The following is a 23,116-nucleotide window of genomic DNA, read 5'->3' on the forward strand; positions in this document are numbered from 1 at the left end:
CGCCCACTGGGCATCGGTCAGGTCGGAGGGGTAGCCACGGCGTGCAGACACCGCGCCACCCTGCCCGTCTCGCCGGTGGAAGTCATGCCACCACGCCGTCCACAACAGACCTTCTCAAACACGCTCTCAGATCTCAAGCCGGCTAACGGTTCGGCCGCCGGCGTAAGGTGCGTAGCCGGCAGGAGCGCCGTCGTGCGCTGGACTGCGGGGTCGGTGGCACATCGACTAGTGTTCGGACGCATGGCAACGACTTCTCAGACGAATGCTCTACCAACCCTCGAAGAGTTCCTGTCGGATGAGCACTCGCTCATGCTGACCCCGGGGCTGAAGGAGCAGATGCGCGAGAGTCACGAGCTGTTGGAGCGGACGGCGAGCAAGGGCCTGCCGATCTACGGCGTGTCCCGGGGCTTCGGTCCGCTGGCCGAGTTCTCTGCCGACGACGACCCGACGCGGCACGGGCTCGGGCTGATCGCGCACCTGTCGGTAGGGCAGGGTCCCCACCTGCCCCGGGAGACGACCCGACTGATGATGGAGATGCGACTGCGCGGGATGACCAGGGGGTTCTCGGGGATCGAGCCCGAGCGGTGGAGCGTCCTGGCCCGGATGCTCAACGCCGGCTTCGTCCCGGTGGTGCCGTCCCTCGGCTCGGTGAGCGCCAGCGGCGACCTGATCCCGTTGGCACACGCCGCCAGTTGCCTGGCGGGGGAGGGGATGGCCTGGTCGCCCGACGGGGGATCCGAGGTGACGACGGCCCGTGAGGCACTGCGCGCGCTCGACCTCGAACCGTTCGTCTGGCACGCGAGGGAGGCGCTGGCCTTCGTCAACGGCACCAGCGCCAGCCTGGCGGCCACCGTGCTCAACCACGTACGTATCCGCCGGCAGTGCTGGATCCTGGCCACCCTGACCGGCGTCATCGTGGACGTCCTGCGCGGCAACGCCGAGCCGTACAGCGAGGTGGTGGCCCTGGCCCGGGGCAACTCGGCCGGTCACCGGCTCGCGGCGTCCTGGGTACGGGCGCAGATCACCGAGCCGCAGGACGCGTCGTCGGCGCGTAAGCTGCAGGAGCAGTATTCGCTGCGCTGCGTGCCGCAGATCGTGGGCAGCGTCCTGGACTTCCTCGACGCGACGGATGCCGTGCTGAGCCGGGAGGTCCACGGCTGCTCGGACAATCCGGTGGTCAGCACCGACGGGATCTTCCACGCCGGCAACTTCTACGCAGTCACCCAGGGTCTGGCCTCCGACCAGCACGTCACCCTCGTCCACCAGGTCGCGTACGTGGCCGAGCGGCAACTCGCGCTCCTGGTCAACCCCGCCAGCAACGGCAATCTGCCGCCGCTGCTCGCCAGTCGTCCCGGCGCCAACAGCGGGTTGGCGGGTGTGGAGCTGGCGGCCTGCGCCTATCTCTCCGAGATCCGGATGCTGTCGACGCCGGCGACGGTGACGCCGGTGCCCGCCAATGTCGACAACCAGGACGTCGTCCCGATGGCGCTGACCAGCGCCCTGCGGGTGGCGCGGCAACTCGACCTGGCCGACCTGGTGCTGGGCTCGTTGGGGCTCGCGGTCGCCCAGATCCTGCGCCTCACCGGAGCGCAGGCCACCTCCCGGGACGACTGGACCGCCACCCTTCTGTCGCTCTCCGCGGCCTTCGAGGACGACCGGCCGCTGCACGGCGAGGTCCGTACCGTCGCCGACGCGTTGCACACCTTCGCCGGGGAGCACGTGCGCTGAGGCCCGCTCGTCCCCGCCCCGCGCCGGCCCGAGCAGTTCGGCGGCCGCCGTCGGGGGACCTGCGGGGATAGGTCACATTAGGACACCAATGGGCATCGGTTGTACGTTTCGACAGTGGACGGGAGAATGCAAGGAATGTTCCCACGGCTTCTGAGGTCCGGCTCCGCCGAGCGTCCCGTCCTGCGGGCCGGTGCCGTGGTGCTGACGAGGGCCGAGCTGCGCGCAGCCGTGACCAGGGCCGCCGGAGCGCTCCGCGAGACGGGCGTGGGCGACTGCTCCTGCCTGCTGTTCCGGCCGGTGCCGAGCGTCGAGTTCGTCGTGCGGCTGCTCGCCGTCCTCGACCTCGGGGCCCAGGCCGTCGTCCTCGACCACCGGCTGCCCGGGGAGGTCGTCACGGCGGTGGGCTCCGTCGTCGGCGCGACCCACGAGATCCGGTCCGACCGTCCGTTGCCACCCAGCCGTGGGTGCGTCGTCGATCGGCCGGTGACCGTCCGCCGCGGCGGCGCGGGACGGCGGTCCGCGGCGTCGCTGCTGCAGGTGTCGTCCGGCACGACCAGCACCCCCAAGCTCTGTGCCCGCTCGGACGCCGACATCGACGGCGAGATCGAGGACTACCGGGCGCTCGGCGGCCTCGCCGCACCGGGGGAGAGCATCGTGCTGGCCGCGTCGCTCGCGTCCGCCTGGGGGGTGTACGGCGGGCTGGTCACCGCGCTGGCCAACGACGCGCAGCTGGTGCTGTGCGAGTCGCTCACCCCGCGGGGGGTTCTCGGTGCAGTGGAGGCGTGCGCCGGCCCGGTCCGCCTGCTCTCCGTACCGTCGCAGGTGCTGATGCTGAGCTCGCTGGCGGCGGCGCCCGCGAACCTGCACGCCGTCTACACCTCCGGCGGTGGCCTGTCCCGCGAGGAGGCGGATCGGATCGCTGCCTCCGCGTCGCTCGGGGGACGCACCGCGGGGCAGGTGTACGGCATGACGGAGGTCGGGCTGATCGCCGCCGACCTCGACGGCGCGACGCCGGGCTCGGTGGGGCGCTTCGGACCGCGGGTCCGCCCGAGTGTCCGGCCGGACGGCGCGCTGTGGCTGGCGCGGGAGGCATCCCCGTACGTCGGTCACGGGTCGGCGGACGACAGGTGGTCCGACGGGTGGTTCGACACCCGTGACGCCGTCCGGGTGGACGACGGCGGCACCGTCACGGTGCTCGGGCGCACCGACGGCCAGATCTCCCTCGGGGGCAAGAAGGTCTACCTCGCCGAGATCGAGGCCCACCTGCGGGCCGACCCGTCGATCCAGGACGCCGTCGTGTTCATCACCGGGATGCGGCTGGACGCCTTCGTGCAGGTACGCGACGAGGCGGGCTACGACGAGCGGCGGGCGATCGGCCGGCTCCCCGAGTACATGCGTCCGCACGGTGTCCACGTCCTGCCCGACCTGCCGCGTACCCCGAGCGGCAAGGTGAGCAGGCAGGTCGCCCGGTATCCCGGCCTGCCACAGCGGTAGCGCGCACCGGCAGTCCCCGTTCAGACGAAGATCCCGCTCGAGTGTCGGAGGTCAGCAAGATCATGGACGACGTGGCAGATTCCCTGCGGAAGGTCCTCAAGGAGTGCAACTTCCGCAGCGACGTCGAGCCCAGCACCCCGCTGGGCCCCGGCGGCCTGGACCTGGACTCCCTCTCGCGCCTGGAGCTCTCCTTCGGCCTGCAGGCCGCCCACGGCGTCAACCTGACGGATGAGGAGATCCACTCCATGGTGGACCTCACCTTCGGCGACCTCGTCGAGCTGGTCGAGGCGCGGGCCGGTGGCGAAGGCTCCCGACCGTGACGTCCCCGTCGAGTGGACTGGTACGCGACCAGGTGATCATCTGGCTGGACGAAGCCGGCGTCCCCGGCGCCGACGAGGACACTGCCGTCTCCTCGCTGAACCTCACCTGGATCCTGCACTGCTACGAGGACTGGTCGGGGCGGCCCGCGCCGACCGACGACGAGGCTTTCCTCACCGTGCGGACCGTCGCGGACGTCGTCCGGCTGCTCGATCGGCAGCGGGCGTGATGGGCGTCGGGCGGCGTGCCGTCGCGGTGGAAGTCGTGGACGTCGTCACCGCCCTCGGCGGGGACCTGCCCAAGTCCTACGCGGCGTTCGTGGCCGGAAGGGTGGCGTTCGGCCTGACCAAGCGCTTCGACACCGACGGCATGCGGTGTCGCTCTGGGGCGTTCCTCGACACGGACCTGAGCGCGGCCGAGCTGCTGACCTCCCTCGTTGAGCGCGCCTGTCCCGACGGCCTCACTGTCGATCGGGCCTACGTAGCGAGCTGCCCGGATGAGCCCGTGCCACCCCTGCCGGCCGTGGTCTCGCGTACCGGGCGCTCCGGCGGCCCGGGCGGGTGGGACCGGGCGTACACGGGCGCGTGCGTGGCGTCCAGTTCGGCGCTGATCGACGCGGCGTCGGCCGTCGCCAACGGCTGGGCGGACTCGGTCCTCGTGGCCGCGACGCGGCTCGTCGACCGGGAGAACTTCGCCATCTTCGACGCAGGAGGGGCGCTGACCACCGCGGAACGACCGTTCCCGCACACCACCCGCCGCGCCGGCGTGCTGCTGGGCGACGGCGCCGCGATGTTCGTGCTCCGGGCCGCCGCCGCGCCGGGCCGGGAGGTCGCCCACCCGCGCCCGCGGTTGCAGGTGTGCGGCTGGGGCCGCGCCGGCGACGGCTTCCACCAGTACGAGCCGCATCCGGAGGGGCGCGGGATGGCGGACGCCGTCGCGAAGGCGCTGGCCGTCGCCGGGATCCCGGCCGGCGACATCGCGGTGATCAGCGTTCACGGCACCGGCACGCGGGTCAGCGACACGGCGGAAGCCCGGGCCCTGAGCGACATCTTCGGCAGTCCTGAGCAGGTGCCGCCCACGCACGCACCCAAGGGCGCGACCGGGCACCTGCTCGAGGCGGCCGGCGCCGTCGAGGCCGCCCTCCTGCACGAGGCGATGGGCCGCTCCGAGGTGCCCGCCTCGCCGGGGGCCACCCCCGACAACCGGCTCTCCCCCTCGGTGGCCGTCCGGACCAGCCCGCAGCGGGTGCGGTTCGGGCTGTCGATGAACATGGCGTTCGGCGGGTCGAACACGGCGCTCGTGCTGTCGCACCCGGGTTACCCGGCACCGGGGCCGGCCACGCCGGTACGCCCGGGAGCGCTGGTCGCCACGGTGCCGGCGGTGGTCGACCCCGAGCCGGTACCGGGGTTCATGGGATCCGGTTTCCCGCCCGCGGTGCACAGCGCCGCCGAGCGGTGCCTGACCGCCGCGGCGCTTACCGCGGACCAGCTGATCAGGACGGCCGTGATCCTGCTGACCCCGGACGGCGACGCCGAGAACCACCGCCTCGTGGCCGAGAAGCTGGACAGCGGCAGCCGGATCCCCCCGCCGCTCTTCGTGCAGGGCACCCCCGCCAGCATCCTCGGCCGGGTCGCCCAGGAGTGGGGTCTGCGCCAGGCGCACCAGACGTTCGCCGCCGACCAGGATCCCACGCATCCGGACGTACGCCGGATCGCCGACGAACTCGCCGCGACCGACGGTTGCGACGCCGTGCTGGTGGTCCGCCACCGCTGCGCCGGCGGGGCCGACGCGGCGCTGTTCCGCTACGCCGCCGGGTAGGCCGAAGGCGCCGGGGCGACCGGTCGACGAGCCGCGCCTGCCCCGCCCGCACCACGTGACCGCCGTCAACCCACCTTGGAGCCGACCCATGACCGCGATCGCCGCTGCCACCCGGGCCTGGGTGACGCGCGCCTCCGAAGCGGGTGTCCTCCTGCGTACGTTCTGGGCCAGCGCGCCCGGGTGGACGCTCGTGGTGGGGGTGCTGAGCCTGGCGGTCACCGCCGGACCGAGCGTCGTCCTGATCGCCATCGGGCGGGTGGTGGCCGCCCTCCCGCGGGCGAGCGGGGCCGGGTGGTCGTCGCCGGAGGCGCGCGGCGCCTGGCAGGCGGTCGCGCTCTTCCTCGTCGCCGGGTTCGCGCTCAGTGTCCTGACCGGCCTGCTCAGGATCGCCACGGCGCACCTCGCGCGGGCGGTCCAGTCCGCCTCGCTGCTGCGCCTGGCCATGCTGGGCATGGGTGGGGACGGCATCGCGCACCTGGAGGATCCCGCCGTCTCCGCAGAGCTGCTCGCCGCCGCCGAACACCATCGTGAGGGCGTCTTCGAACGCTCGGTGGACGCCACCGTCACCCTGGTCACCACGCGGCTCACCGGGTTGTTCGCCGGTGCGGTCCTGCTGTCGTGGCACTGGTGGGCGCCGGTGGTCGTGCTGTGCGCGCTCGGCCTGATGGCGTCCGAGGTGCGGCGCTGGTTCGAGGTCGTCTACGAGATGTTCACCCAGGCGATGGGCGACGAGCGGCGACAGGCGGGGTACCTGCGCGACCTGCTCATGACCCGGCCCGCCGCCAAGGAGGTCCGTCTCTTCCACTGGCTGCCCTGGATGGACGACCGGATCAACCGGGTCTGGACGGCCGCCATGCGGACCGTCTGGGCGGTCCGCAGCCAGTCGCTGCGGACCGTGCTGCTCGGCACGTACGTGCTGATCGCGTACGGCCTGGTGCTCGGTTGGCTGGCGCTGGACGTCCGCCACGGGCGCGTCGGCGCAGCGGCGGTCGCGGTCTACCTGCAGGCGTTGCTGCTGATGGCGCTCTTCGGGGAGTTCGGGCTCCAGGGCTACGACATGGCACGGGCCAGCACGGCGCTGCGCCTGCTCAACCGCCTGGAGCAGAGCCCCTGGGCCATGGCCGCCACGGCCGTCGCCGACCGGCCCGTCGCCGGATCGGGGCCGGTCGCCGTCGCGTTCGACGGCGTGTCCTTCGCCTACCCCGGGCACGACACCGTGCTGCACGACGTGACCGTCCACATCCCGGCCGGCCAGTCGGTCGCCGTCGTCGGGGCCAACGGTGCCGGGAAGTCGACCCTGATCAGGCTGGTGTGCGGGCTGTCCGCGCCGACGGCCGGGCAGGTCGAGCTGCGCCGCGGCGGCGAGGTGCTGAGCCCGGGCGGGCACCGGGTGGCCGCGGTGTTCCAACGGTTCGGCCGCTACGAGCTCGGCCTGCGCGACAACATCACCCTCGGAAATATCGACGCCGATCCCGAGCCGGAGCTGGTGGGCGAGGTGCTGCGGGCGTTCGGCGGCCTGCCCGGGCGCGACGACATTGGCGGGGACACGACGTTGTCCTCGGCGTACGTCGGCGGCACCGACCTGTCGGGCGGGCAGTGGCAGCGCGTGGCGCTCGCCCGGGCGCTGTTCGCCGTCCGCTCCGGGGCGTCGGGGCTGCTGGTCCTGGACGAGCCGACCGCCGCCCTCGACGCGCGGTCGGAGGCCGAACTCTTCGAACGCCTGCTCGACGTCGTCGGCGACGTCACCACCCTGCTGGTGACCCACCGCCTCTCCGCGGTGCGGCACGTCGACCGGGTCCTGGTGCTGCGCGACGGGGTGATCGTCGAGGACGGCAGCCACGAGTCGCTGCTCGCCCGGGACGGCTACTACGCCGAACTGTTCCGGACCCAGGCCAAGCGATTCCGGGACGAGATCACGGCAGGTGAGGCATGACCCGCAGCTCCGGTCAGATCAACGCACTCCGGCTGCTCGTCGGTACCGCCTGGCGGCACGCGCGGCCGGACTTCCTGCGCTCGCTGCTGCAGTCCGTCGCGGCGCTCGCGCTCGGCGCCCTGCCGTGGTTCGTCGCCCTCGCGGTCGCCGGGATCGAGCAGGGCGACGACACCCGTTTCGTCATCGCCCTGGTCGCCATCGCGCTGTGCGTGTTCGCCGGCTGGGTCCTGCGCGGCGTCGGCGCCACCTACCACGTGTCGATGGCGGAGAAGGTGAGCTTCGCGTTCGAGCGCAGGCTGGCCTGCATCTCCGCGTCGCTGCCCACGATCTCGCACTTCGACGATCCCGACTTCGCCGACCAGATGCAGGTGCTGCACCAGAACAAGGGGCGGCTCGGCGGCGGCATGTCGGGGCTCATCCAGGCGCTGGACGTGATCGCCAACGCCCTGGTGCTGATCGTCGTCTCGGCGGTGGTCGACCCCCGCCTGCTCCTGCTCACCCTCGCCGTGGTCCCGTCCTGGCTGGGGGCCCGGCTCCGGCTCTCCTGGCAACAGGCCGCCGAGGACGAGTCGGCGGAGGCGGGCCGGCGCGCCGGGCACCTGCGGCAGCTCTGCCTCGACCCGCACCACGGCATGGAGGTGCGCGTGCTGGGCATGCGGCGGGGGATCGTCCGGCGGCTGCGGGCGAGCCTGGACGCGTGGCAGGCGCCCCGGCTGCGCGCGGCACGCCGGTCGGCGCTGCTCACGGTCCTGGAGGACGGGCTCGCCACCACGCTGGTCATGGGCGGGACGTTGTGCTGGTTGCTCTACTCGCTCATGCAGGGCACCGCGTCGGTCTTCGTGGTGGTGGCCGCCGCGGTCGCCGCGCGGCAGATCCAGCAGGGACTGGTGCAGGTCGTAGACGCCTTCGGCCGCATCGCGGACACCCTGCAGTTCGTCCGGCGCTTTCAGGCCCTGTCGGCGTACTGGCGGGACCATCAGCGCCCGGCCCGCGAGATCGACGCGCGGCGGGGCGGAATCCGGCTGGACGGCGTGTCGTTCAGCTACCCCGGCTCGGCGCGGCGCGCCCTCGACCGGATCGACCTGACCATCCCGGACGGTTCGGTGGTCGCCGTCGTCGGCGAGAACGGCGCCGGCAAGTCGACGCTGGCGTACCTGCTGCTGGGCCTGTACGCGCCGACGGAAGGCACGATCGCCGTGAACGGGACGGTCGTCAGCGACGCTGACCCGGCCGCCTGGCAGCGCCTCGTCACGGCGACCTTCCAGGACTACACCCGCCCCGAGCTGACGGCCCGGGAGGCGGTGGGACTGGGCGATCCGCCCCACCTCGACGACGCGGCCCGGGTGGCCCGCGCCTGCGCGGACGGCGGCGCCGATCTGGTGGTGGCCCGGCTCCCGCACGGGCTGGACACGCAGCTCGGCGCCGGCTGGCCGGGCGGCGTGGACCTGTCCGGGGGCCAGTGGCAACGGATCGCGCTGGCCCGCGGCATGATGCGCGCCGACGTGAAGCTGACGGTCCTGGACGAGCCGACCGCCGCGCTGGACGCGCACACCGAGAACGAGATCTTCGACGCGTACGTCGCGCGGGCCCGCAGCGACTCGGCCGCCGACGGCATCACCGTCCTGGTGACCCACCGCTTCTCCACCGTGCGCAGCGCGGACCGCATCCTCGTCGTCGACGGCGGACGGATCATCGAGGACGGCACGCACGAGGCGCTGTTGCGGCTCGGCGGCACCTACGCGGAGCTGTACGGCATCCAGGCACGCGGCTATGCGCCGTAGCCGCGGCCGGGGGCGCACGCCCCACCGCCCACCGGATAAGCGCCGACAGGAGGGAACGAGATGAGAGACCGGGACAGCACAGCTCCTCGCCTCGTCGTCTGCATCTGCACCTCCGTCCGGGGCGACCAGACGGACGGCGACTTGCTGGCCGCGCCGCTGTCGGCGGTCCTCGACAGCATCGCCGCCCAGACCCGGCTGCCCGATCACCTGGTGGTGGTCAAGGACGGTCCTGCCGCCGGGGCGCTGCGGCGGGCCGTCGCCGACCTGCCCGTCCCCGCCCGCGTTCACGCCCTCGCCCGAGGCGCCGAGCTGCACGACATGCGCAACCTGGCGCTGGCGCAGCATCCGGGAGACCACGTCCTCCTCGTCGACGACGACGGGATCCTGCTCAGCACGCGATGCCTGGAGCTGCTGACGGCGGCCCTGTCGGCCCGGCGGCCCGCGCTGGCCCAGCTTCCGGTCCTGCGGTCCGCGCCGCTGGCGGTCCCCGCGCCGGACGGCGGCGCGGACTACGCGTGGGACGTCGAGCGGGGCCGGGCCCGGCACGGCTTCGACCAGGTGCTGACCCCCGGCGCCGACACCCCCGTGTGGCGAGACGTCGAGAACGCGTGCGGGGCGGCGTTGTGCCTCACCGCGTGGCGTCCCGCCGGCTGCCGCTTCGCGCCGCTGCCCTGGGGCACCCACTACGGCATGGAGACGGTCCTCGCCCAACGCCTCAAGCGGGTGCGCGGACGACCGCAGATCATCCTGCAGAACCCCGAGGCCGCCGTGCTAAACCTCAAGTGGGCCGCCCCGTACGCCGACTCCCGTCCGGGAAAGGTGCGGCTGCCCTGCGACACCGTCGGCGACGAGCAGGTCGACCAGCTCAGCAAGCTGGCGGTGGGCGGCTTCGAGGACTCCATCAGCCGCAAGAGCCCGATCGGCTTCTACGCCGACTACATCTCCGGTATGGCGTACTCCTTCGGGGTGGTCTCGCCGGACGCCGGTCGGCGGTTCCTGGCGCGCACGCGGCAGGTCTTCGTGGCGGACGACCTGCTGCGGCACCCGAACGTTCTCCGGCTCGACTCGCGCGACGAGCGCGAGCGGGCCTTCGTCCAGGCGGTCGAACGGCTCGGCCTCCCTGCGGCCGCCGGCCGCACCCCGCAACCGCCCCCGAACCGGGAAGGTGAAGAAGAGTGGATCTAGCACCGACGGCCAAGAGCAAACTCCTCGCCCCGGGTCCGCTGGTCCTCGACTACGACGAGGACCGCTGGCCGTTCCGGCAGGTGGTGACCGAGCACCTCGGTTTCCCGCCGGAGCAGGGCGATCGACACTTCTCCGCGCCACTGCTCGGCCGGGGGACCGAGCAGCACACCGACATGCACAAGGCCCTCTACGAGATCTCCGACTCGTTCCGGGAGGTGCACCGGAGCTTCGTCCGCGAGTTCGTGCTGCCGCTCATCGGCGAGCCCGTCGTGTACCAGCGGATCCCGAACTTCCGGGTGCAGTTCCCGGGCAACCTCGGCGTCCGGGGGATGCACCGGGACCGGGAGGACGGGCACGACGTCAACGGCCTGAACTTCTGGCTTCCCCTGACCCCCTTGGAGGAGAGCAACGCGCTCTGGATGGAGATCGCCGAAGGGGCCGGGGAGCACCGGTGCGTGCCCTGCCAGCCCGGCCAGGTGCTCGTTTTCGACGGCGCGAACTGGGAGCACGGAAACCGGATCAGCACCGCGTCCACCACCCGCGTTAGCACCGACTTCCGGGTCGTGCCGGCGGCGCTCTTCGCGCCGTCGAGCCAGCGGAGCATGTACCGGGACGTCGAGTTCTCCGTCGGCAGCTACTACGAGGAGATGTCGCCCTGACGATCTGGTGTGGACCTCCCGCCGGGACGGGCGGCGGGAACGGGAAGAACGCCCCTCGCGGCCGGGGTGAGGCCGCTGCGCCGGGAGGAGGAGAACATGTACAGCGTCGGTGTCAACGCACTGGGCAATGATGTGTCGGTGGCGATCGTCCGCGAGGACGGGGTGATCGTCGCCCTCGCCGAGGAGGAGCGGTACTCGGGAGTCAAGGGAAGCACCCGGGCCGCGACCGCAGAGTGGGTGTGGTCGGTCCTCGACGAGTTCTCGGTGCCACCCCGCGACGTCACGCACCTGACCTTCCCTCGGATCCAGGCCCACCACCTGCTGCGCGCCCCGGGGGCCGGCGCCGACCCGGTCGCCGCCCGGGCCGGCGACGGGTACGCCACCCTCGTGCGGACCCTGGCCGCCCGGCTGCCCAATCTCCTCACCGTGGCCGAGGTGCGCCACCACACCGCCCACGCGGCGTCCGCGATGTGCACCGCGACCACGGCCGACCCGACCGGGGTGACCTGCGACGGGGTGGGGGAGGTGCAGACGGCGGGCATCCACGTGCGGACCCCGCAGGGCCTGCGTACCCTCTGGAGCCGCCGACTTCCCCACTCGCTGGGCCTGGTGTACGAGGCCGTGGCGGACTGGCTCGGTCTGGACGGCGTCGAGAAGGAGGGCAAGCTGATGGGCCTGTCCGCGTACGGGCAGCCCACCCAGGTCGAGCTGTTGACCAAGGAGGTCTTCGACCCGGTGACCTTCGAGCTGGACGGGGGGCAAGACCGGACGCCCGACGAGCTGAAGCGGGAGATCCGCAGTCGGCTGGTGGCCGCGATCGGCCCCGGGACGGCGGCGCCCGGCGAGTTCTACTCGCCCCAGCAGTTGGAGATCGCTGCCAGCGCGCAGGCGGTGGCGGAGGACGCGCTCGCCCGTCTGATCGCCCATTCCTTCGACCTGCACCGGGCCGAGGAGGTGGCCTGCGCCGGCGGAGTCTTCCTGAACTCCCTGGCCAACGGCCGGCTGCTGGCGTCCTCCCCGTACCGCCACCACTGGGTCCCGCCGTTCGTCGGGGACACCGGCAGCAGCCTCGGCGCCGCGCTGCTCGCGCTCGGCTCGCCCCGGGTCGACCTGGACAGTCCCTTCCTCGGCAGCGAACTCGGCGCGGTCGACCGGGACCCCCCAGCGGGCTACTGGAGCGTCCCCCTCGACCGGGAGTGGAGCACCCAGGTGGCGGGGTGGCTGCTCGACGGCTGGATCATCGGCTGGGCGGAGGGCCGCTCCGAGGTGGGGCCGCGGGCCCTCGGTCACCGGAGCATCCTCGCCAGCGCTTTCGACCAGCGGACGCGCGACCGGCTCAACGACACCATCAAGCAGCGGGAGGGCTGGCGCCCGTTCGCGCCGGTGGTGATCGAGGAGGACACCCCGGCGCTGTTCGGCGGGTGCCGGACGGTTACGTACATGAACCAGGTGCTCGACTGCGTGGCACCCCAGCTCGTCCCCTCCGGCGTACACGTGGACGACACCGCCCGGGTGCAGACCGTGGGCGATGAGCCGGCGATGAGCCGGCTGCGGCAACTGCTGCTGGCCGTCAAGGAGCGACGCGGCCACGGCGTCGTCATCAACACGAGCCTGAACGTGCGGGGGATGCCCATCGCCCGGTCCCTGGACGACGTCGCTCGGACCGCCCTGGACTGCTCGCTGGACGCGGTCGTCCTGGACGGCGTCGCCTGGGTGCGCCACGACCGGGCACCGCGGTGAGCGCGCCGGACGAGCGGCGCGCGCTGCCGCTGACGGTCAACCCGTACCCCAACTGGCTGCCGGCCCTGGCGTCCAGCGGGCCGGGCGACAGCCTGAGCTGCTACCGGATGGCGCTCGCGCTGGCGCTGTCACGGGCCGGGGCGGGCGACCACGCGACGATCGCCCGCGCTCTCCTGCCGGCCGCCGCCGACCTGCTCGACCACCGGCCACCGCGCCGGTTCCGCGGGCTCGAGGTGGAGCTGGCCAACGACGAGCTCCCCTGGTCACCCGGGACGCCGGCACCCCACCGGGTGTCGGCCGAGGGCCTGTCCGGGCCGATGGTCGCCTACGTGGACCGGTTCCACTGGCCGCTCAGCTCCCGCTACGGCAGGCGGCACTACCGCGACCACGTCCTGCTGCTCGACGCGGTGGACGGCGAGCTGGCGGTGTGGGACACGGAGGTCCACGAGACGACCCGGGTGGAGGTGGACCGGGACGAGCTGGGCCACGCCCTGTCGCAGCCCGCCACCCTGGTCCCGGTGGACCCGGAACCCCTGCCGTCCTGGCTCCGCTCCTGGCTCGGGTCGCTGCGGACCCTCGGCGCCGAGCTGAGCACGCTCGCGCCGGAGTGGCGGAGCCGGACCGTGTGGTGGCCCATCTCGGCCCTGCGGGGGTTCTTCCTGCTCACTCACGCGGAGCTCGTGCACGGGGTGAACCACTGCCGCCGCGATCCGGACGTCGCCGCGGAGCTGGCCCGGCTCGACGTGGACCTCGCACCGGCCGAGCGGCTGATCCGGGCCCTCCAGGCCCACTTCGTCAACACGATCGAGGACATCGCGCTCCGGGTGGACGCCATCCACCGGTCCACGGAGGAACTGGCGACGGCCCTGCTCGACCTGCCCGGCGGACCGGTCCGTGCCGGGCGGACCGGCACCGAGGTGGTGGACGCGCTGGCGCTGAAGGGCTCTTACTGCTTCCTCCCCTCGGGCTCGGAGGACCAGTGGCTGGTGGCGGGCGGACACCGCGACGCCGGCCAGCCCCGGGTCGTCCGCCGGTCCGGCACCGCGCCGGCCGCCACGCATCCCGCCTAGGCGACCGCTCCGGACGCCCGCGACAGCACGAGGAGACCTGATGAGAATCTGCCACATCGCCCCGGTGCACGGCGCCATCCCCCCGACCGGGTACGGGGGGATCGAGCGGGTGATCCACGAACTCTGCTCGGTCCAGGCCCGGGCCGGCGCGGCGCCCCACCTGTACTGCTCCACCGACTCGACCATCGACGCCTGCACGACGTCCTCGATCGTGCCCAGCCTGCGTTCCCGCGACCTGCAGGAGGACGAGGCGGGGGACCGGCCGACGAACACCACGCACCTGCGGTGGGCCGTCGACGACGCGATCCGGCAGCGCTTCGACGTCGTGCACCTGCACGGGCCGTGGGGCTACCCGATGATCGACACGCTCTTGGACGCCGACGTCGGGGTGGTCGCCTCGGTCTACTCCGACACCGGCGAGCCGGAGGTGCAGCAGCTGCTGGGGCGGCTGCCGGCGAAGGCTGTGCTGGTGGCCAACAGCTCCTCCACCCGGGCGAAGGCGCCGCAACTGCCCTGGTACGCCGCCGTCCTGGAGGGCGTGCTGGTGGAGGCGTACACGCCCCGCCTCGACGGCGCCTCGGACCACCTGGCCTTCGTCGGCGAGCTGACCCGACGCAAGGGCGTCGACCGCGCCCTAGAGGTCGCCCGACGCAGCGGCATCCCCCTGCGGATCGCCGGCCGTCCCCGCGTCCTCGACGCCGCGCCGGCCGTGCAGGAGGCGCACGAGGCGTTCCTCGACGACCTGTGGCGCGAACACGCCGACACGCCCTTCGAGTACCTGGGCGAGCTGGGCGACGCCCGACTGGAACTGCTGCGCTCCGCCCGCTGCCTGCTGGTCCCGATCCGCTGGCCCGAACCCTTCGGGCGGGTCATGGCGGAGGCGCTCGCGCTGGGCACCCCGGTGGTCGCGGCCAACCGCGGCGCCGTACCGGAACTGGTGCGGCACGAGGTCACGGGCTTCGTCTGTGACTCGGTCAACGACCTGGTCTACGCGGTGAAGAGAGTGGACACGATCGACCGCCGGGAATGCCGGCGCAGCGCGGAGCGGGAGCTGAACATGGACCGGGTGGCCCGGGAGTACACGCCGATCTACCGCGAGGCGATCCGGCGAGCCGGAGCCCGGTGAGGAGGAGACCATGACCACGGTTTCGGTGCTGATGCCGGTGCACAACGGCGCCGCCACGCTCGCTCGCGCCGTCGACTCGCTGGCCCGGCAGTCGTTGCGCGACTTCGAGGTGGTCGCGATCGACGACCGCTCCTCGGACGGGTCCGCCGACCTGCTCCGGACGCTCCTGCGGGAGCACGGGATGCCGGGCACCGTCGTACCGGCCACGGGGCAGGGCATCAGCGACGCCCTCAACCAGGCGCTGCGCATCGCCCGGTCGGACTACGTGGCCCGGATGGACCAGGACGACGAGAGCCTGCCCGAGCGGTTCGCCCGGCAGGTCGAGTCGCTCGACGCCGACGAGAAGCTGTCCCTGGTCAGCTGCTTCGTGGAGAATGTCTTCCCGCCGAGCTACCCGGCCGACAGCAGGCGGGGCGCTGAGGCGTACGAGGAGCGGCGGCGGGCGGTGACGCTCGGTGGCGAGGACGTCCGGGCAGCCCTGCTGGACGCGAACCTCTTCTACCACCCCGAGGTGATGATGCGTCGCCGGGTCGTCCTCGGCGTCGGCGGGTACCGCCGCGGCATCGACGTGGCCAGCGACTACGACCTGTTCCTGCGGTTGTCGGAGGTGAGCCTCCTGACGATCCTGTCGGAGGTCGCCTTCCGCAAGTTCTACGACGTGGGCAACGCGTCGTTCGTCCACGGCGACGTGCAGGAGACGCAGGCCGATCTCATCAAGGTGCTGGCCCGGATCCGGGGCCTGGGCGTCGACGACGAGCCGTACCTGCCGGCCTCGGACACGGAGGCGGAGCTGGAGGACTGCCTGCGGCGGGCCCGGGACCGCTACGCGTCGGAACGCGGCCGGGGTGGCGAGTAGCGGGTGACGCCGCCGCACGCCGCGCAGAGGGGCAGGGGCCGGGCGGCGTCCGCGTCGACGAGGCAGGCCGCGCAGCCGGCGCGCAGGGCGGCCTCGACGTCGAGTTCACGGTCGTCGCCCATCACGAGCATCTGATCGACCCGTACGCCCATGGCCTCGGCGAGCGTTGCGAAGACGGCTCGCCGGGGCTTGCCGAGCCCCGCGGCGTCGGAGAACAGCAGACCGGACGGGCTCAGGAGGCGGAGCAGCTCCTGCTTCCTGAGCCAGTCCAGGTTGAAGGCCGCCTCGGACGGCCCGGTGTTGCTGATGATTCCCGCCGGCGGCAGCCCGAGGTCACACCGTCGCCGCAGCTGGGTGGCGATCGAGGCGCGCGGGCGCAGCTGTTGGGGATGGTCGGGAGGTGACAGCACGACACCCACGAGGTCGTCCGTGTCCGACGGGTCCGGGTCGACGCCCAGGATCCGCTGAAACTCCTCGACGAGCCACCGGGCCGAGACGGGGACCCCGCTGCGCTCCACGGTCCGCATGGTCCGCACGGCCTGTTCCCAGGCGGCCCCGGCCGGCGCGGGGGCGACACCCCATCGTGCGGCGGCCGTGACGCCGTGCCGCCGGCGGGCCCGGTGCAGCCCGTCCTGGTCGGCCTCGAACGCGATGGTGCCGCCGAAGTCCAGGGCGAGCACGCCGCGCCAGTGCCGGCGGCACGGGCCCTCGGCCGGCTTCAGCGCCGCGTCCCTGCCGGCCCGCCCGGTGAACAGGCCCGGTTCGACGATCGCCGCGAGATCTCCCGCGGTCAACCCGACGCCAAGCGGGTGACCACGTCCAGCAGGTGATGGTGTTCCGCCTCGGTCAGGTCGGCGTGCACCGGCAGGCACAGGTGCCGGTCCTGCCACTGGCCGGCGTCGGGCGGGAGGTGGCCCGCGTCGACGTGCGGCAGCAGCGCGGGCTGGCGGTGTAGGAAGGGCGTAAAGACCGCGGGCGGGCAGGAGATGTGCCGTGCCGCCAGGCGCGCCTCGAAGTCGGCCCGGGACTGCTGGTCGTCGAAGGAGACGACGTACCGGTGCCGGTTCCACCGGTGCTCCGACGGCTCCTCGGCGACGGAGATTCCGCCGCAGGTGGCGAAGACGCGGTCGAGATCGGCGGCGACCTCCCGTTTGCGGGCGATCCCGTCCTCCAGCCGCCGCAGGGACACCCGGCCCACCGCGGCGTGGAACTCCGACATGCGCCAGTTGGCCCCGACGGCGCCCACGATGTTGGAGCCCGACGAAACCTTCCCCTGGTCGCGCAGCATCCGTACGGACTCGGCGACGTCGTCGCGGTCGGTCAGGATCGCCCCGCCCTCGCCGGCGGTGACGATCTTGGTGGGATAGAACGAGACGGCGGCGGCATCGCCGAGGGCGCCTACGTGCGTCCCGTCGGCCGTGCTGCCCAGCGCGTGCGCGGCGTCCTCGACGAGCGCCATCCCGCGGGTGCGGCAGGTCTCCCGCAGGTCCGCGAGGTCGCGCGGCAGCATGCCGCCCACGTGCACCACGACGACGGCATCGAGGTCGGACGGCAGGTCCCAGGCCCCGGACAGCAGCAGGTTCGCGTCGACGGGGGCGAGGACGGGCGTCCCGCCGGCCCGTACCGCCGCGGTGGCGGTGGCCGCGAAGGTGTTGACCGGTACGGCGGGCCGCCGCAGCCCCAGCGCCTCGTAGATCGCCTGCAACGCCGCCGTGCCGCTGCTCACGCAGAGCGCGTGTCGGACCCCCGTGTACGCGGCCAGCTCCTCCTCGAAGGCGGCGACCTCGGCGCCCTGCGTGAAGCGGCCACTCGCCACCACCCGCTCGACGCCTCGGGCGATGTCGTGCCGCCATGCCTCGTCCGCCGGCAGCCGGCCCGCGGGGACACGGGCCGTGGCCGAGGGGTCGGGGCCGGGGCGTACGGCCGTGCGGTGGGCGGAGTCAGTCATCAGACGCTACTTTCCGAAGGCCTGCGCCGCCGACACGTCCAGCCACATCCGGGTGGGGTCGTCCACCCGCGCGACATGGTCGACGAGTTGGCGTTCCTGCGACGTCAGGGACATGTTGTCGATGGTGTCGATCGCCCCGGGGCACCGGGCCATCAGGTCGGACAGCAGGTACCAGCAGTACGCCACGCGCAGCTCGGGGAACTGCTGGGCGAGCGCCTTCTGCTGGATCCAGGTGTGGTGGTAGTACTCGCTGCGCGGCGCGTCGTCGGTCCACTCCGAGATCCGGGTGTCCCAGATCGAGGTGGTCAGCCGGTGCACCCGACCGCCGTTGAGCAGCGTGAGGGCCGGGGTGAGCCACTGCTCCGCCCAGAGCAGCACGCCGATCGAGTCGCCGTCCCAGCGGGGCAGGGAGTCGGGGTGCGCGAGGCAGAAGTCCAGCGATGTCCGACCGATGAGCCGCGCCATCGCCACGCTGCCCGCCCACAGGAACGAGGTGTTCCCGGGCAGGGTGTCCACGTCGTCGTACGGCTGGAAGCGGTTGGTGCAGTCGAGGTCCTGGCACAGGTCCGACAGCTTCGGGTACACCGCGGCCTCGCGCAGCTCGTCGTGGGTGAGCGTGACGTCGTCCGGCCCGGGGCGCGGGGGCCGGTCCCGGAGGTAGAAGTCCAGGTCCTGGACAACCGTGTCGGTGTCGGTGCGGGACAACGCGTAGAACTTGCCGGCGCTGAAGAAACGCGGCGGGTCGAGGTTCAGCTCCCCGAGGTCGTCGAGCTCCGTGGAGTACCCGTCGTACCAGTCGAGGTGCCCGGCCCGGTCGGCCTCCTCGGCACCGGCGGTGTCGGTGACGAGTTCCGCGCGGGCGCCGGCAGGGCCCAGGCGTCGCCACGCGAGGATACCGTGCAGCCGCAGGACCGCGTCCGCGAGCCGGCCGAGCGGTGACGACTGGTGCAGCGACGTCCGGTCGTCGCCCTGGGACAGGCGGGGCGCCGTCCAGTCGACGTGGATCGCCCGGACGGGCGTGGGGGATGGTGCCACGGACTGCATTTCAGGCGCCTCCGGCGGATCGGACCATCGGGAGGGTCTGCGTACGCGGACGGTGCGACGGCAGGGCGGCACGCAGCGCGGTCACGACGTGGTCGACGTCGTTCGCGTCCATCGCAGGGTGGAAGGGAAGGCTGAGCACCCGCTCCCACACCCGCTCGGTCACGGGCAGGGGTCCGTCATGGTACTGACGGAAGGCTGGCTGGCGGTGGTTCGGCGGGTAGTGGACGGCGACCCCGATCCCCTGGTCCCGCAGGCGGGCGTGGACCCGGTCCCGGCCCGGGACCATGACGACGAAGTTGAATGGGACCGTGCGCGAGATGTCGACCGGCACGATCTGGACCTCGTCCGTCCCCCGGAGCGCCTCGGCGTACTGCTGCCAGAGGGACTGCCGGCGGGCCCGGATGTCCGCGAAACGATCGAGCTGGGCTAGGCCGATGGCTGCGTTGATCGATTGCAGGTGCGACCGGAAGCCGAAGGAGGTCACCTCGTAGCCGATGACGCCCCACCGCTGCTCCTGGCGCTGCTCGGAGATACCGAGCATCTGCATGCTCATGAGCCTGCGGTACTCCGCCTCGTCGCGGGCCATGACGGCCCCTCCGTCGCCGGTGGTGATGTTCTTGATGGGGTCGAAGCTGAAGCAGGTCAGGTGCTCGCCGTTCCCCACGTCCCGGGTGCCGAACGCGTGCGCGGCGTCCACCACCACCGTCGCGCCCGAGGACGCGGCGACCTCGTCGAGGCCCGACAGGTCGGTCGCGGCCCCCGCGAAGAACACCGGAACGACCGCCCTGGTCCGGTCGGTCCACCGGGCGAGGAACTCCCGGGGACCGGCGGCCAGGGTCTGCGGGTCGACGTCGACGAAGCGCGGCACCCCGCCCGCCGCGAGCACCGCCTGCACGGTGGCGCAGAAGGTGTACGACGGGACCAGCACCTCCTGCCCCGGGCTGATGCAGGACGCCACGGCCAGGTAGAGGGCCATAGTGCCGGAGCTGACCGCCACCGCGTACGGGTTGTCCAGCAGCTCACCCAGGCGTTGTTCGAAGCGCTCCGTCTCCGGCGAGCGTCCGAGGATGGGACTGGACATGGCGCGTTGAACCGCCGCCTGCTCGGTACTCCCGAGATACGGGCGTGCCTGCGTCCTCCAGGCTTGCTGCATCCGATCTCCTCATCAGCGACATGGCTGGGCGCGACCGCTCGGGGCCGCGTGGCGCGGGTCGCGGTGGCCCCGCTGTCGAACCGTCTCCTCCCACTACTCACCACTGAGGGCGTTGCGATCACCGCATCCCTAACCTGTCACACATGCCGGAAGTGGTCCACTTGGGAACGGTGCGGGACACCGCGTCCCGGGTTGTCAGCCGGCATCGGGCGGGATGGCCCCGGCCGGTCGGCACCGGTCGTAGCGGGGCAGCAACCCGGCCTCGCGCAACCGGGCGAGGGTGGGGGCGGCGGCGTCGCGCGCGGAGGCCGAGGGCGTGTCGACCAGCCAGTCTATGCCGAGCTCCTCGTCGAACGGGTGCACCGCGTGCTCCCGCGTCGGGTCGTAGCTGGTGGAGCAGAGGTAGCTCACCACGGCGTCGTCGGTGAGCGCGCAGAAGCCGTGGCCGAGCCCATCGCCGAGGTATACCCCCCGCCGTTGGACGTCGTTCAGCGGGACGGCCTCCCAGCGGCCATATGTCGGTGAGCCGACGCGCAGGTCCACCACGACGTCGAGGACGGCGCCCCGGACGCAGATGACGTACTTGGCCTGCCCCGGTGGGACGTCGGCGAAGTGGATGCCGCGCACCACGCCGCGCGCGGAGACCGACAGGTTGGCCTGGGCTATGTGGAACTCGTGGCCCGTCACCTCGGCGAGTCGGTCGGCGCGGTACCACTCGAGGAACACCCCGCGGGAGTCGGTGTGCTGTTCCGGCTCGACCGTCCAGGCTCCCTCGATGCTCAGCGGTTGGATCTTCACCGCGCGACCTGCTTACTCGGCTGTGCGGGCAGCAGTCGCAGCAGGTATTCGCCGTAGCCGCTGGGGATCAGAGGCTCGGCTAGCGCCCGCAGCTGCGTGTCGGTGATCAGGCCGGCCCGCCAGGCGACCTCCTCGATGCAGCCGATCTTCATGCCCTGGCGCTCCTCGATGACCTGAACGAAGTCGGCGGCCTGCATGAGGGACGGGAAGGTGCCGGTGTCGAGCCAGGCGATACCCCGGTCGAGCACCGTGACGGACAGTTCCCCCATCTCCCGGTAGACCTCGTTGACGTCGGTGATTTCCAGTTCCCCACGTGCGCTGGGGGCGATCTTGCGGACGATGTCGACCACCCGGTTGTCGTAGAAGTAGAGCCCGGGAACCACGTACCGGGACTTCGGGCGTGTCGGCTTCTCCTCGATCGACAGCACCCGTCCGTCGTCGTCGAACTCGATCACCCCGTACGCCTCGGGGTTCGCCACTGGGTAGGCGAAGACCCGACCACCGACTGGGTCGCGGTAAGCGGCCAACTGCCGGCCCAGACCAACACCATGGAAGATGTTGTCACCGAGGATCAGCGCCACCGAGTCGTCGCCGATGAAGTCCGCGCCGATGACTAGGGAGTGGGCGATTCCCTCCGGCCGGTCCTGGCTGAGGTAGCGTAGGTTGAGCCCGAACTGGCTGCCGTCGCCCAGCAGGCGCTCGAACTGGCCCCGATCCTGCGGGGTCGTGACGACGAGGATCTCTCGGATACCGGCCACGACCAGTGTGGACAGCGGATAGTAGATCAGCGGCTTGTCGTACACCGGCATAAGCTGCTTCGAGGCTGCTCTGGTGATGGGCCAGAGCCGGGAACCGGTACCCCCGGCCAGGATGATTCCGCGCATCACACGGATTTTACGGGTCACTGTCGCCTGGCGCCGACCCCCGGATGCTGTGCGCGGAACGCCTTCGCGACTTAAGGTCACGGACTTTTGAGGATCCTTGTTGCCGGCGGTGCCGGCTTCATCGCTCCGCATACGTGCGTATGCAGTTGGGCGGCTGGTCCATGGCGTTGCGGACGGTCAGCTGCCGGCGCCCGACATGTTGACCGTCCTTGATAAGCTGACTTACTCGGGCAACCTTGTCCCGGTGTTGAACGACCTGAGACTGCGCTTCGTGCGCTGACATCTGCGATCCGCGTGTGGTGGACGACGCCGTGGCGGGTCAAGACCCTCGTGCACTTGGCGGCAGAGTCCCACGTGGACCGTTCATCGCAGGCGCGCGACAGTTCGTCTCTACCAATGTGCTCGGCAGCAGGCGGAACCGCCCCGGGGATTTCTACAAGATCCGGGGCGGTCCAGTCGTCGATTTCTACGGTGTGGTTGCGGGCGTGCGGCAGGGGAGGGGCGGCCATGGGCATCTGTGTCGTGTGTCGGGCGGATCAGCGCACGGTTGTGCTCATTAGCAGTTGGGGTGTCCCGCACGGTGCCTCGGGGCACCAGGTCAACTATCGCTGGAGCAGGGTGGTGGCCTGCCCGGAGTGTGGTGCTGGTCTTCTGGTGCGCTTTGATCACGATTGCTTCCACCCGCCGTGGGAGGAGCCGTGGGACATGGACTGGTCGTGGCCGGTCGACGTCGACGGGGTCCAGCGGCTGATGTCTGCCCTCGTCGGGTGCCCTGACCCGCTGCAGCCATCGTGCGAATGTCCCGCGCACCGCAGCTTGCGCGAGACGGCCGAGCGATCGTCACCGCGTGAGGTTCCGGTGACGATCGTGTTGACCGAGGACGGGCTGCCGCAAGTCCGGTCGGTACACGATCTATAAAGCTGGCAGGACCGGTTGATAGACGGTCAGGCGTGGCGGACGCTCAACCTTCGACCCCCCGTTTACCCCCCGAAAACCCAAGCCAATTCTTGGCGAAGAGTGACAAGAGCCGGTGAGGCATTAGCGACGTCCTTGCAGCTCAACGACCATCTCAGGCAAGTAATGACAAGCCCACTTCGGCTACTTTCCGTTACCAAGGGGTCGTCGGTTCGAATCCGGCCGTCCCGACCGGTTGACCTGGGGAGATGGAGATCTTCCCAGGTAACGGCGGTAACATCCGGTAATGGATGATCTTTGATGGCGGTAACCGTGTGCATGGCTGGCCGCCGGCATGCTCGGCTTGGAACGCTCTGACCTGCCGCTTCTTCTGCGTTTGTGGATGAGGCGGCATTTTGGTCTCTTGATTTCGCGTCAAGCGCTGCAGATGCTGCTGGCTGTCGCTTCGCCGGGCGGCTCGGCGGTTCTGCTGGATAGCAGGGTTGATGGCTGGCCGCCGCGTCGTGCTGGGTGAGCTGACGGGTGGACCGGTGTCGGATTGAGTTCCCCCCGCTTTGATGGAGCGGTGGTTACCTGCTGCCGGCTGGCGCAGGGGTGGCGATTGGTGGCTCGGCTGGCTCGGTCTGGCGGCTGTGCCAGGCGGTCTCGTACTCGTTCGGGCTGAGG

Annotated in this window: 19 protein-coding genes; 13 read left to right on the top strand and 6 right to left on the bottom strand. The window is 71.8% G+C overall.

What is annotated here, in order from left to right; genetic code table 11:
• The first annotated feature begins 240 nt into the window (after positions 1 to 240).
• The 13 genes from ABD52_RS15515 (at position 241) to ABD52_RS15575 (ending at position 15,708) form a co-directional block, all read left to right on the top strand.
• Entirely contained in the window at positions 241 to 1,728 is a 1,488-nt protein-coding gene (locus ABD52_RS15515; RefSeq protein ID WP_161801630.1) for an aromatic amino acid ammonia-lyase, read from the top strand.
• 135 nt (positions 1,729 to 1,863) lie between these two features.
• Complete coding sequence (locus tag ABD52_RS15520) at positions 1,864 to 3,222, top strand: class I adenylate-forming enzyme family protein (RefSeq protein WP_047892283.1); 1,359 nt, start codon at positions 1,864 to 1,866, stop codon at positions 3,220 to 3,222.
• Positions 3,223 to 3,293: 71 nt separating this feature from the next.
• A complete protein-coding gene (locus ABD52_RS15525) occupies positions 3,294 to 3,542 on the top strand; it encodes an acyl carrier protein (protein WP_152748258.1) in 249 nt (82 codons plus the stop codon).
• Positions 3,539 to 3,769, top strand: a complete 231-nt coding sequence (locus tag ABD52_RS39810; RefSeq protein WP_047892285.1) for a hypothetical protein — start codon at positions 3,539 to 3,541, stop codon at positions 3,767 to 3,769. The genes ABD52_RS15525 and ABD52_RS39810 overlap by 4 nt, the downstream gene beginning before the upstream one ends.
• A gap of 35 nt (positions 3,770 to 3,804) precedes the next feature.
• Positions 3,805 to 5,358 carry a beta-ketoacyl synthase N-terminal-like domain-containing protein gene (locus ABD52_RS37505; protein WP_161801631.1) on the top strand — a complete coding sequence of 518 codons (1,554 nt, stop codon included), beginning with the start codon at positions 3,805 to 3,807 and terminating at the stop codon, positions 5,356 to 5,358.
• An 88-nt stretch (positions 5,359 to 5,446) separates the two neighbouring features.
• Positions 5,447 to 7,291 (top strand): ABC transporter ATP-binding protein, encoded by a 1,845-nt coding sequence (locus tag ABD52_RS15540; RefSeq protein ID WP_047892286.1) that lies wholly within the window; start codon positions 5,447 to 5,449, stop codon positions 7,289 to 7,291.
• Entirely contained in the window at positions 7,288 to 9,072 is a 1,785-nt protein-coding gene (locus tag ABD52_RS15545; protein ID WP_053065400.1) for an ABC transporter ATP-binding protein, read from the top strand. The genes ABD52_RS15540 and ABD52_RS15545 overlap by 4 nt, the downstream gene beginning before the upstream one ends.
• A 60-nt stretch (positions 9,073 to 9,132) precedes the next feature.
• Positions 9,133 to 10,257: a glycosyltransferase family 2 protein gene (locus ABD52_RS40215; protein WP_047892287.1), complete on the top strand. Its 1,125-nt coding sequence runs from the start codon at positions 9,133 to 9,135 to the stop codon at positions 10,255 to 10,257.
• Positions 10,248 to 10,916 carry a hypothetical protein gene (locus ABD52_RS15555; protein ID WP_047892288.1) on the top strand — a complete coding sequence of 223 codons (669 nt, stop codon included), beginning with the start codon at positions 10,248 to 10,250 and terminating at the stop codon, positions 10,914 to 10,916. Before ABD52_RS40215 ends, ABD52_RS15555 begins: the two co-directional genes overlap by 10 nt.
• A gap of 96 nt (positions 10,917 to 11,012) precedes the next feature.
• Positions 11,013 to 12,656 carry a carbamoyltransferase C-terminal domain-containing protein gene (locus tag ABD52_RS15560; RefSeq protein ID WP_047892289.1) on the top strand — a complete coding sequence of 548 codons (1,644 nt, stop codon included), beginning with the start codon at positions 11,013 to 11,015 and terminating at the stop codon, positions 12,654 to 12,656.
• On the top strand, positions 12,653 to 13,726 hold the full coding sequence (locus ABD52_RS15565; protein ID WP_047892290.1) for a hypothetical protein: 1,074 nt from the start codon (positions 12,653 to 12,655) through the stop codon (positions 13,724 to 13,726). The genes ABD52_RS15560 and ABD52_RS15565 overlap by 4 nt, the downstream gene beginning before the upstream one ends.
• A 40-nt stretch (positions 13,727 to 13,766) precedes the next feature.
• A complete protein-coding gene (locus ABD52_RS15570; RefSeq protein ID WP_047892291.1) occupies positions 13,767 to 14,852 on the top strand; it encodes a glycosyltransferase in 1,086 nt (361 codons plus the stop codon).
• Between the two features lie 10 nt (positions 14,853 to 14,862).
• A complete protein-coding gene (locus ABD52_RS15575; RefSeq protein ID WP_053065401.1) occupies positions 14,863 to 15,708 on the top strand; it encodes a glycosyltransferase family 2 protein in 846 nt (281 codons plus the stop codon).
• Here the strand turns inward: ABD52_RS15575 and ABD52_RS15580 are convergent.
• The 6 genes from ABD52_RS15580 to rfbA form a co-directional block, all read right to left on the bottom strand.
• Positions 15,675 to 16,502: an HAD family hydrolase gene (locus tag ABD52_RS15580; RefSeq protein ID WP_047892292.1), complete on the bottom strand. Its 828-nt coding sequence runs from the start codon at positions 16,500 to 16,502 to the stop codon at positions 15,675 to 15,677. The two genes, ABD52_RS15575 and ABD52_RS15580, sit on opposite strands and share 34 nt — an antisense overlap.
• The gene (locus ABD52_RS15585) at positions 16,499 to 17,656 is read right to left on the bottom strand and encodes a DegT/DnrJ/EryC1/StrS aminotransferase family protein (RefSeq protein WP_047892293.1); all 1,158 of its coding nucleotides are present in this window, start codon (positions 17,654 to 17,656) and stop codon (positions 16,499 to 16,501) included. Before ABD52_RS15585 ends, ABD52_RS15580 begins: the two co-directional genes overlap by 4 nt.
• A 6-nt stretch (positions 17,657 to 17,662) precedes the next feature.
• The gene (locus tag ABD52_RS15590) at positions 17,663 to 18,691 is read right to left on the bottom strand and encodes a hypothetical protein (protein WP_161801632.1); all 1,029 of its coding nucleotides are present in this window, start codon (positions 18,689 to 18,691) and stop codon (positions 17,663 to 17,665) included.
• Between the two features lie 10 nt (positions 18,692 to 18,701).
• Positions 18,702 to 19,853, bottom strand: a complete 1,152-nt coding sequence (locus ABD52_RS15595; protein ID WP_047892295.1) for a DegT/DnrJ/EryC1/StrS aminotransferase family protein — start codon at positions 19,851 to 19,853, stop codon at positions 18,702 to 18,704.
• A gap of 195 nt (positions 19,854 to 20,048) precedes the next feature.
• Positions 20,049 to 20,651, bottom strand: coding sequence for a dTDP-4-dehydrorhamnose 3,5-epimerase family protein (locus ABD52_RS15600; RefSeq protein WP_047892296.1), 603 nt, complete (start codon positions 20,649 to 20,651; stop codon positions 20,049 to 20,051).
• Complete coding sequence (rfbA, locus tag ABD52_RS15605; protein WP_047892297.1) at positions 20,648 to 21,535, bottom strand: glucose-1-phosphate thymidylyltransferase RfbA; 888 nt, start codon at positions 21,533 to 21,535, stop codon at positions 20,648 to 20,650. The genes ABD52_RS15600 and rfbA overlap by 4 nt, the downstream gene beginning before the upstream one ends.
• Positions 21,536 to 23,116: the final 1,581 nt, after the last annotated feature.

Origin of the sequence: Micromonospora sp. RV43 (assembly GCF_001029515.1) — a bacterium.
GTDB classification, from domain to species: Bacteria; Actinomycetota; Actinomycetes; order Mycobacteriales; family Micromonosporaceae; genus Micromonospora; species Micromonospora aurantiaca.

What these genes read in the sequence shown, in the direction of transcription:
- ABD52_RS15515 (WP_161801630.1), top strand. Translation starts at nt 241, where the DNA reads ATGGCAACGACTTCTCAGACGAATGCTCTACCAACCCTCGAAGAGTTC.
- ABD52_RS15520 (WP_047892283.1), top strand. Translation starts at nt 1,864, where the DNA reads ATGTTCCCACGGCTTCTGAGGTCCGGCTCCGCCGAGCGTCCCGTCCTG.
- ABD52_RS15540 (WP_047892286.1), top strand. Translation starts at nt 5,447, where the DNA reads ATGACCGCGATCGCCGCTGCCACCCGGGCCTGGGTGACGCGCGCCTCC.
- ABD52_RS15545 (WP_053065400.1), top strand. Translation starts at nt 7,288, where the DNA reads ATGACCCGCAGCTCCGGTCAGATCAACGCACTCCGGCTGCTCGTCGGT.
- ABD52_RS40215 (WP_047892287.1), top strand. Translation starts at nt 9,133, where the DNA reads ATGAGAGACCGGGACAGCACAGCTCCTCGCCTCGTCGTCTGCATCTGC.
- ABD52_RS15560 (WP_047892289.1), top strand. Translation starts at nt 11,013, where the DNA reads ATGTACAGCGTCGGTGTCAACGCACTGGGCAATGATGTGTCGGTGGCG.
- ABD52_RS15570 (WP_047892291.1), top strand. Translation starts at nt 13,767, where the DNA reads ATGAGAATCTGCCACATCGCCCCGGTGCACGGCGCCATCCCCCCGACC.
- ABD52_RS15575 (WP_053065401.1), top strand. Translation starts at nt 14,863, where the DNA reads ATGACCACGGTTTCGGTGCTGATGCCGGTGCACAACGGCGCCGCCACG.
- ABD52_RS15585 (WP_047892293.1), bottom strand. Translation starts at nt 17,656, where the DNA reads ATGACTGACTCCGCCCACCGCACGGCCGTACGCCCCGGCCCCGACCCC.
- ABD52_RS15595 (WP_047892295.1), bottom strand. Translation starts at nt 19,853, where the DNA reads ATGCAGCAAGCCTGGAGGACGCAGGCACGCCCGTATCTCGGGAGTACC.
- rfbA (WP_047892297.1), bottom strand. Translation starts at nt 21,535, where the DNA reads ATGCGCGGAATCATCCTGGCCGGGGGTACCGGTTCCCGGCTCTGGCCC.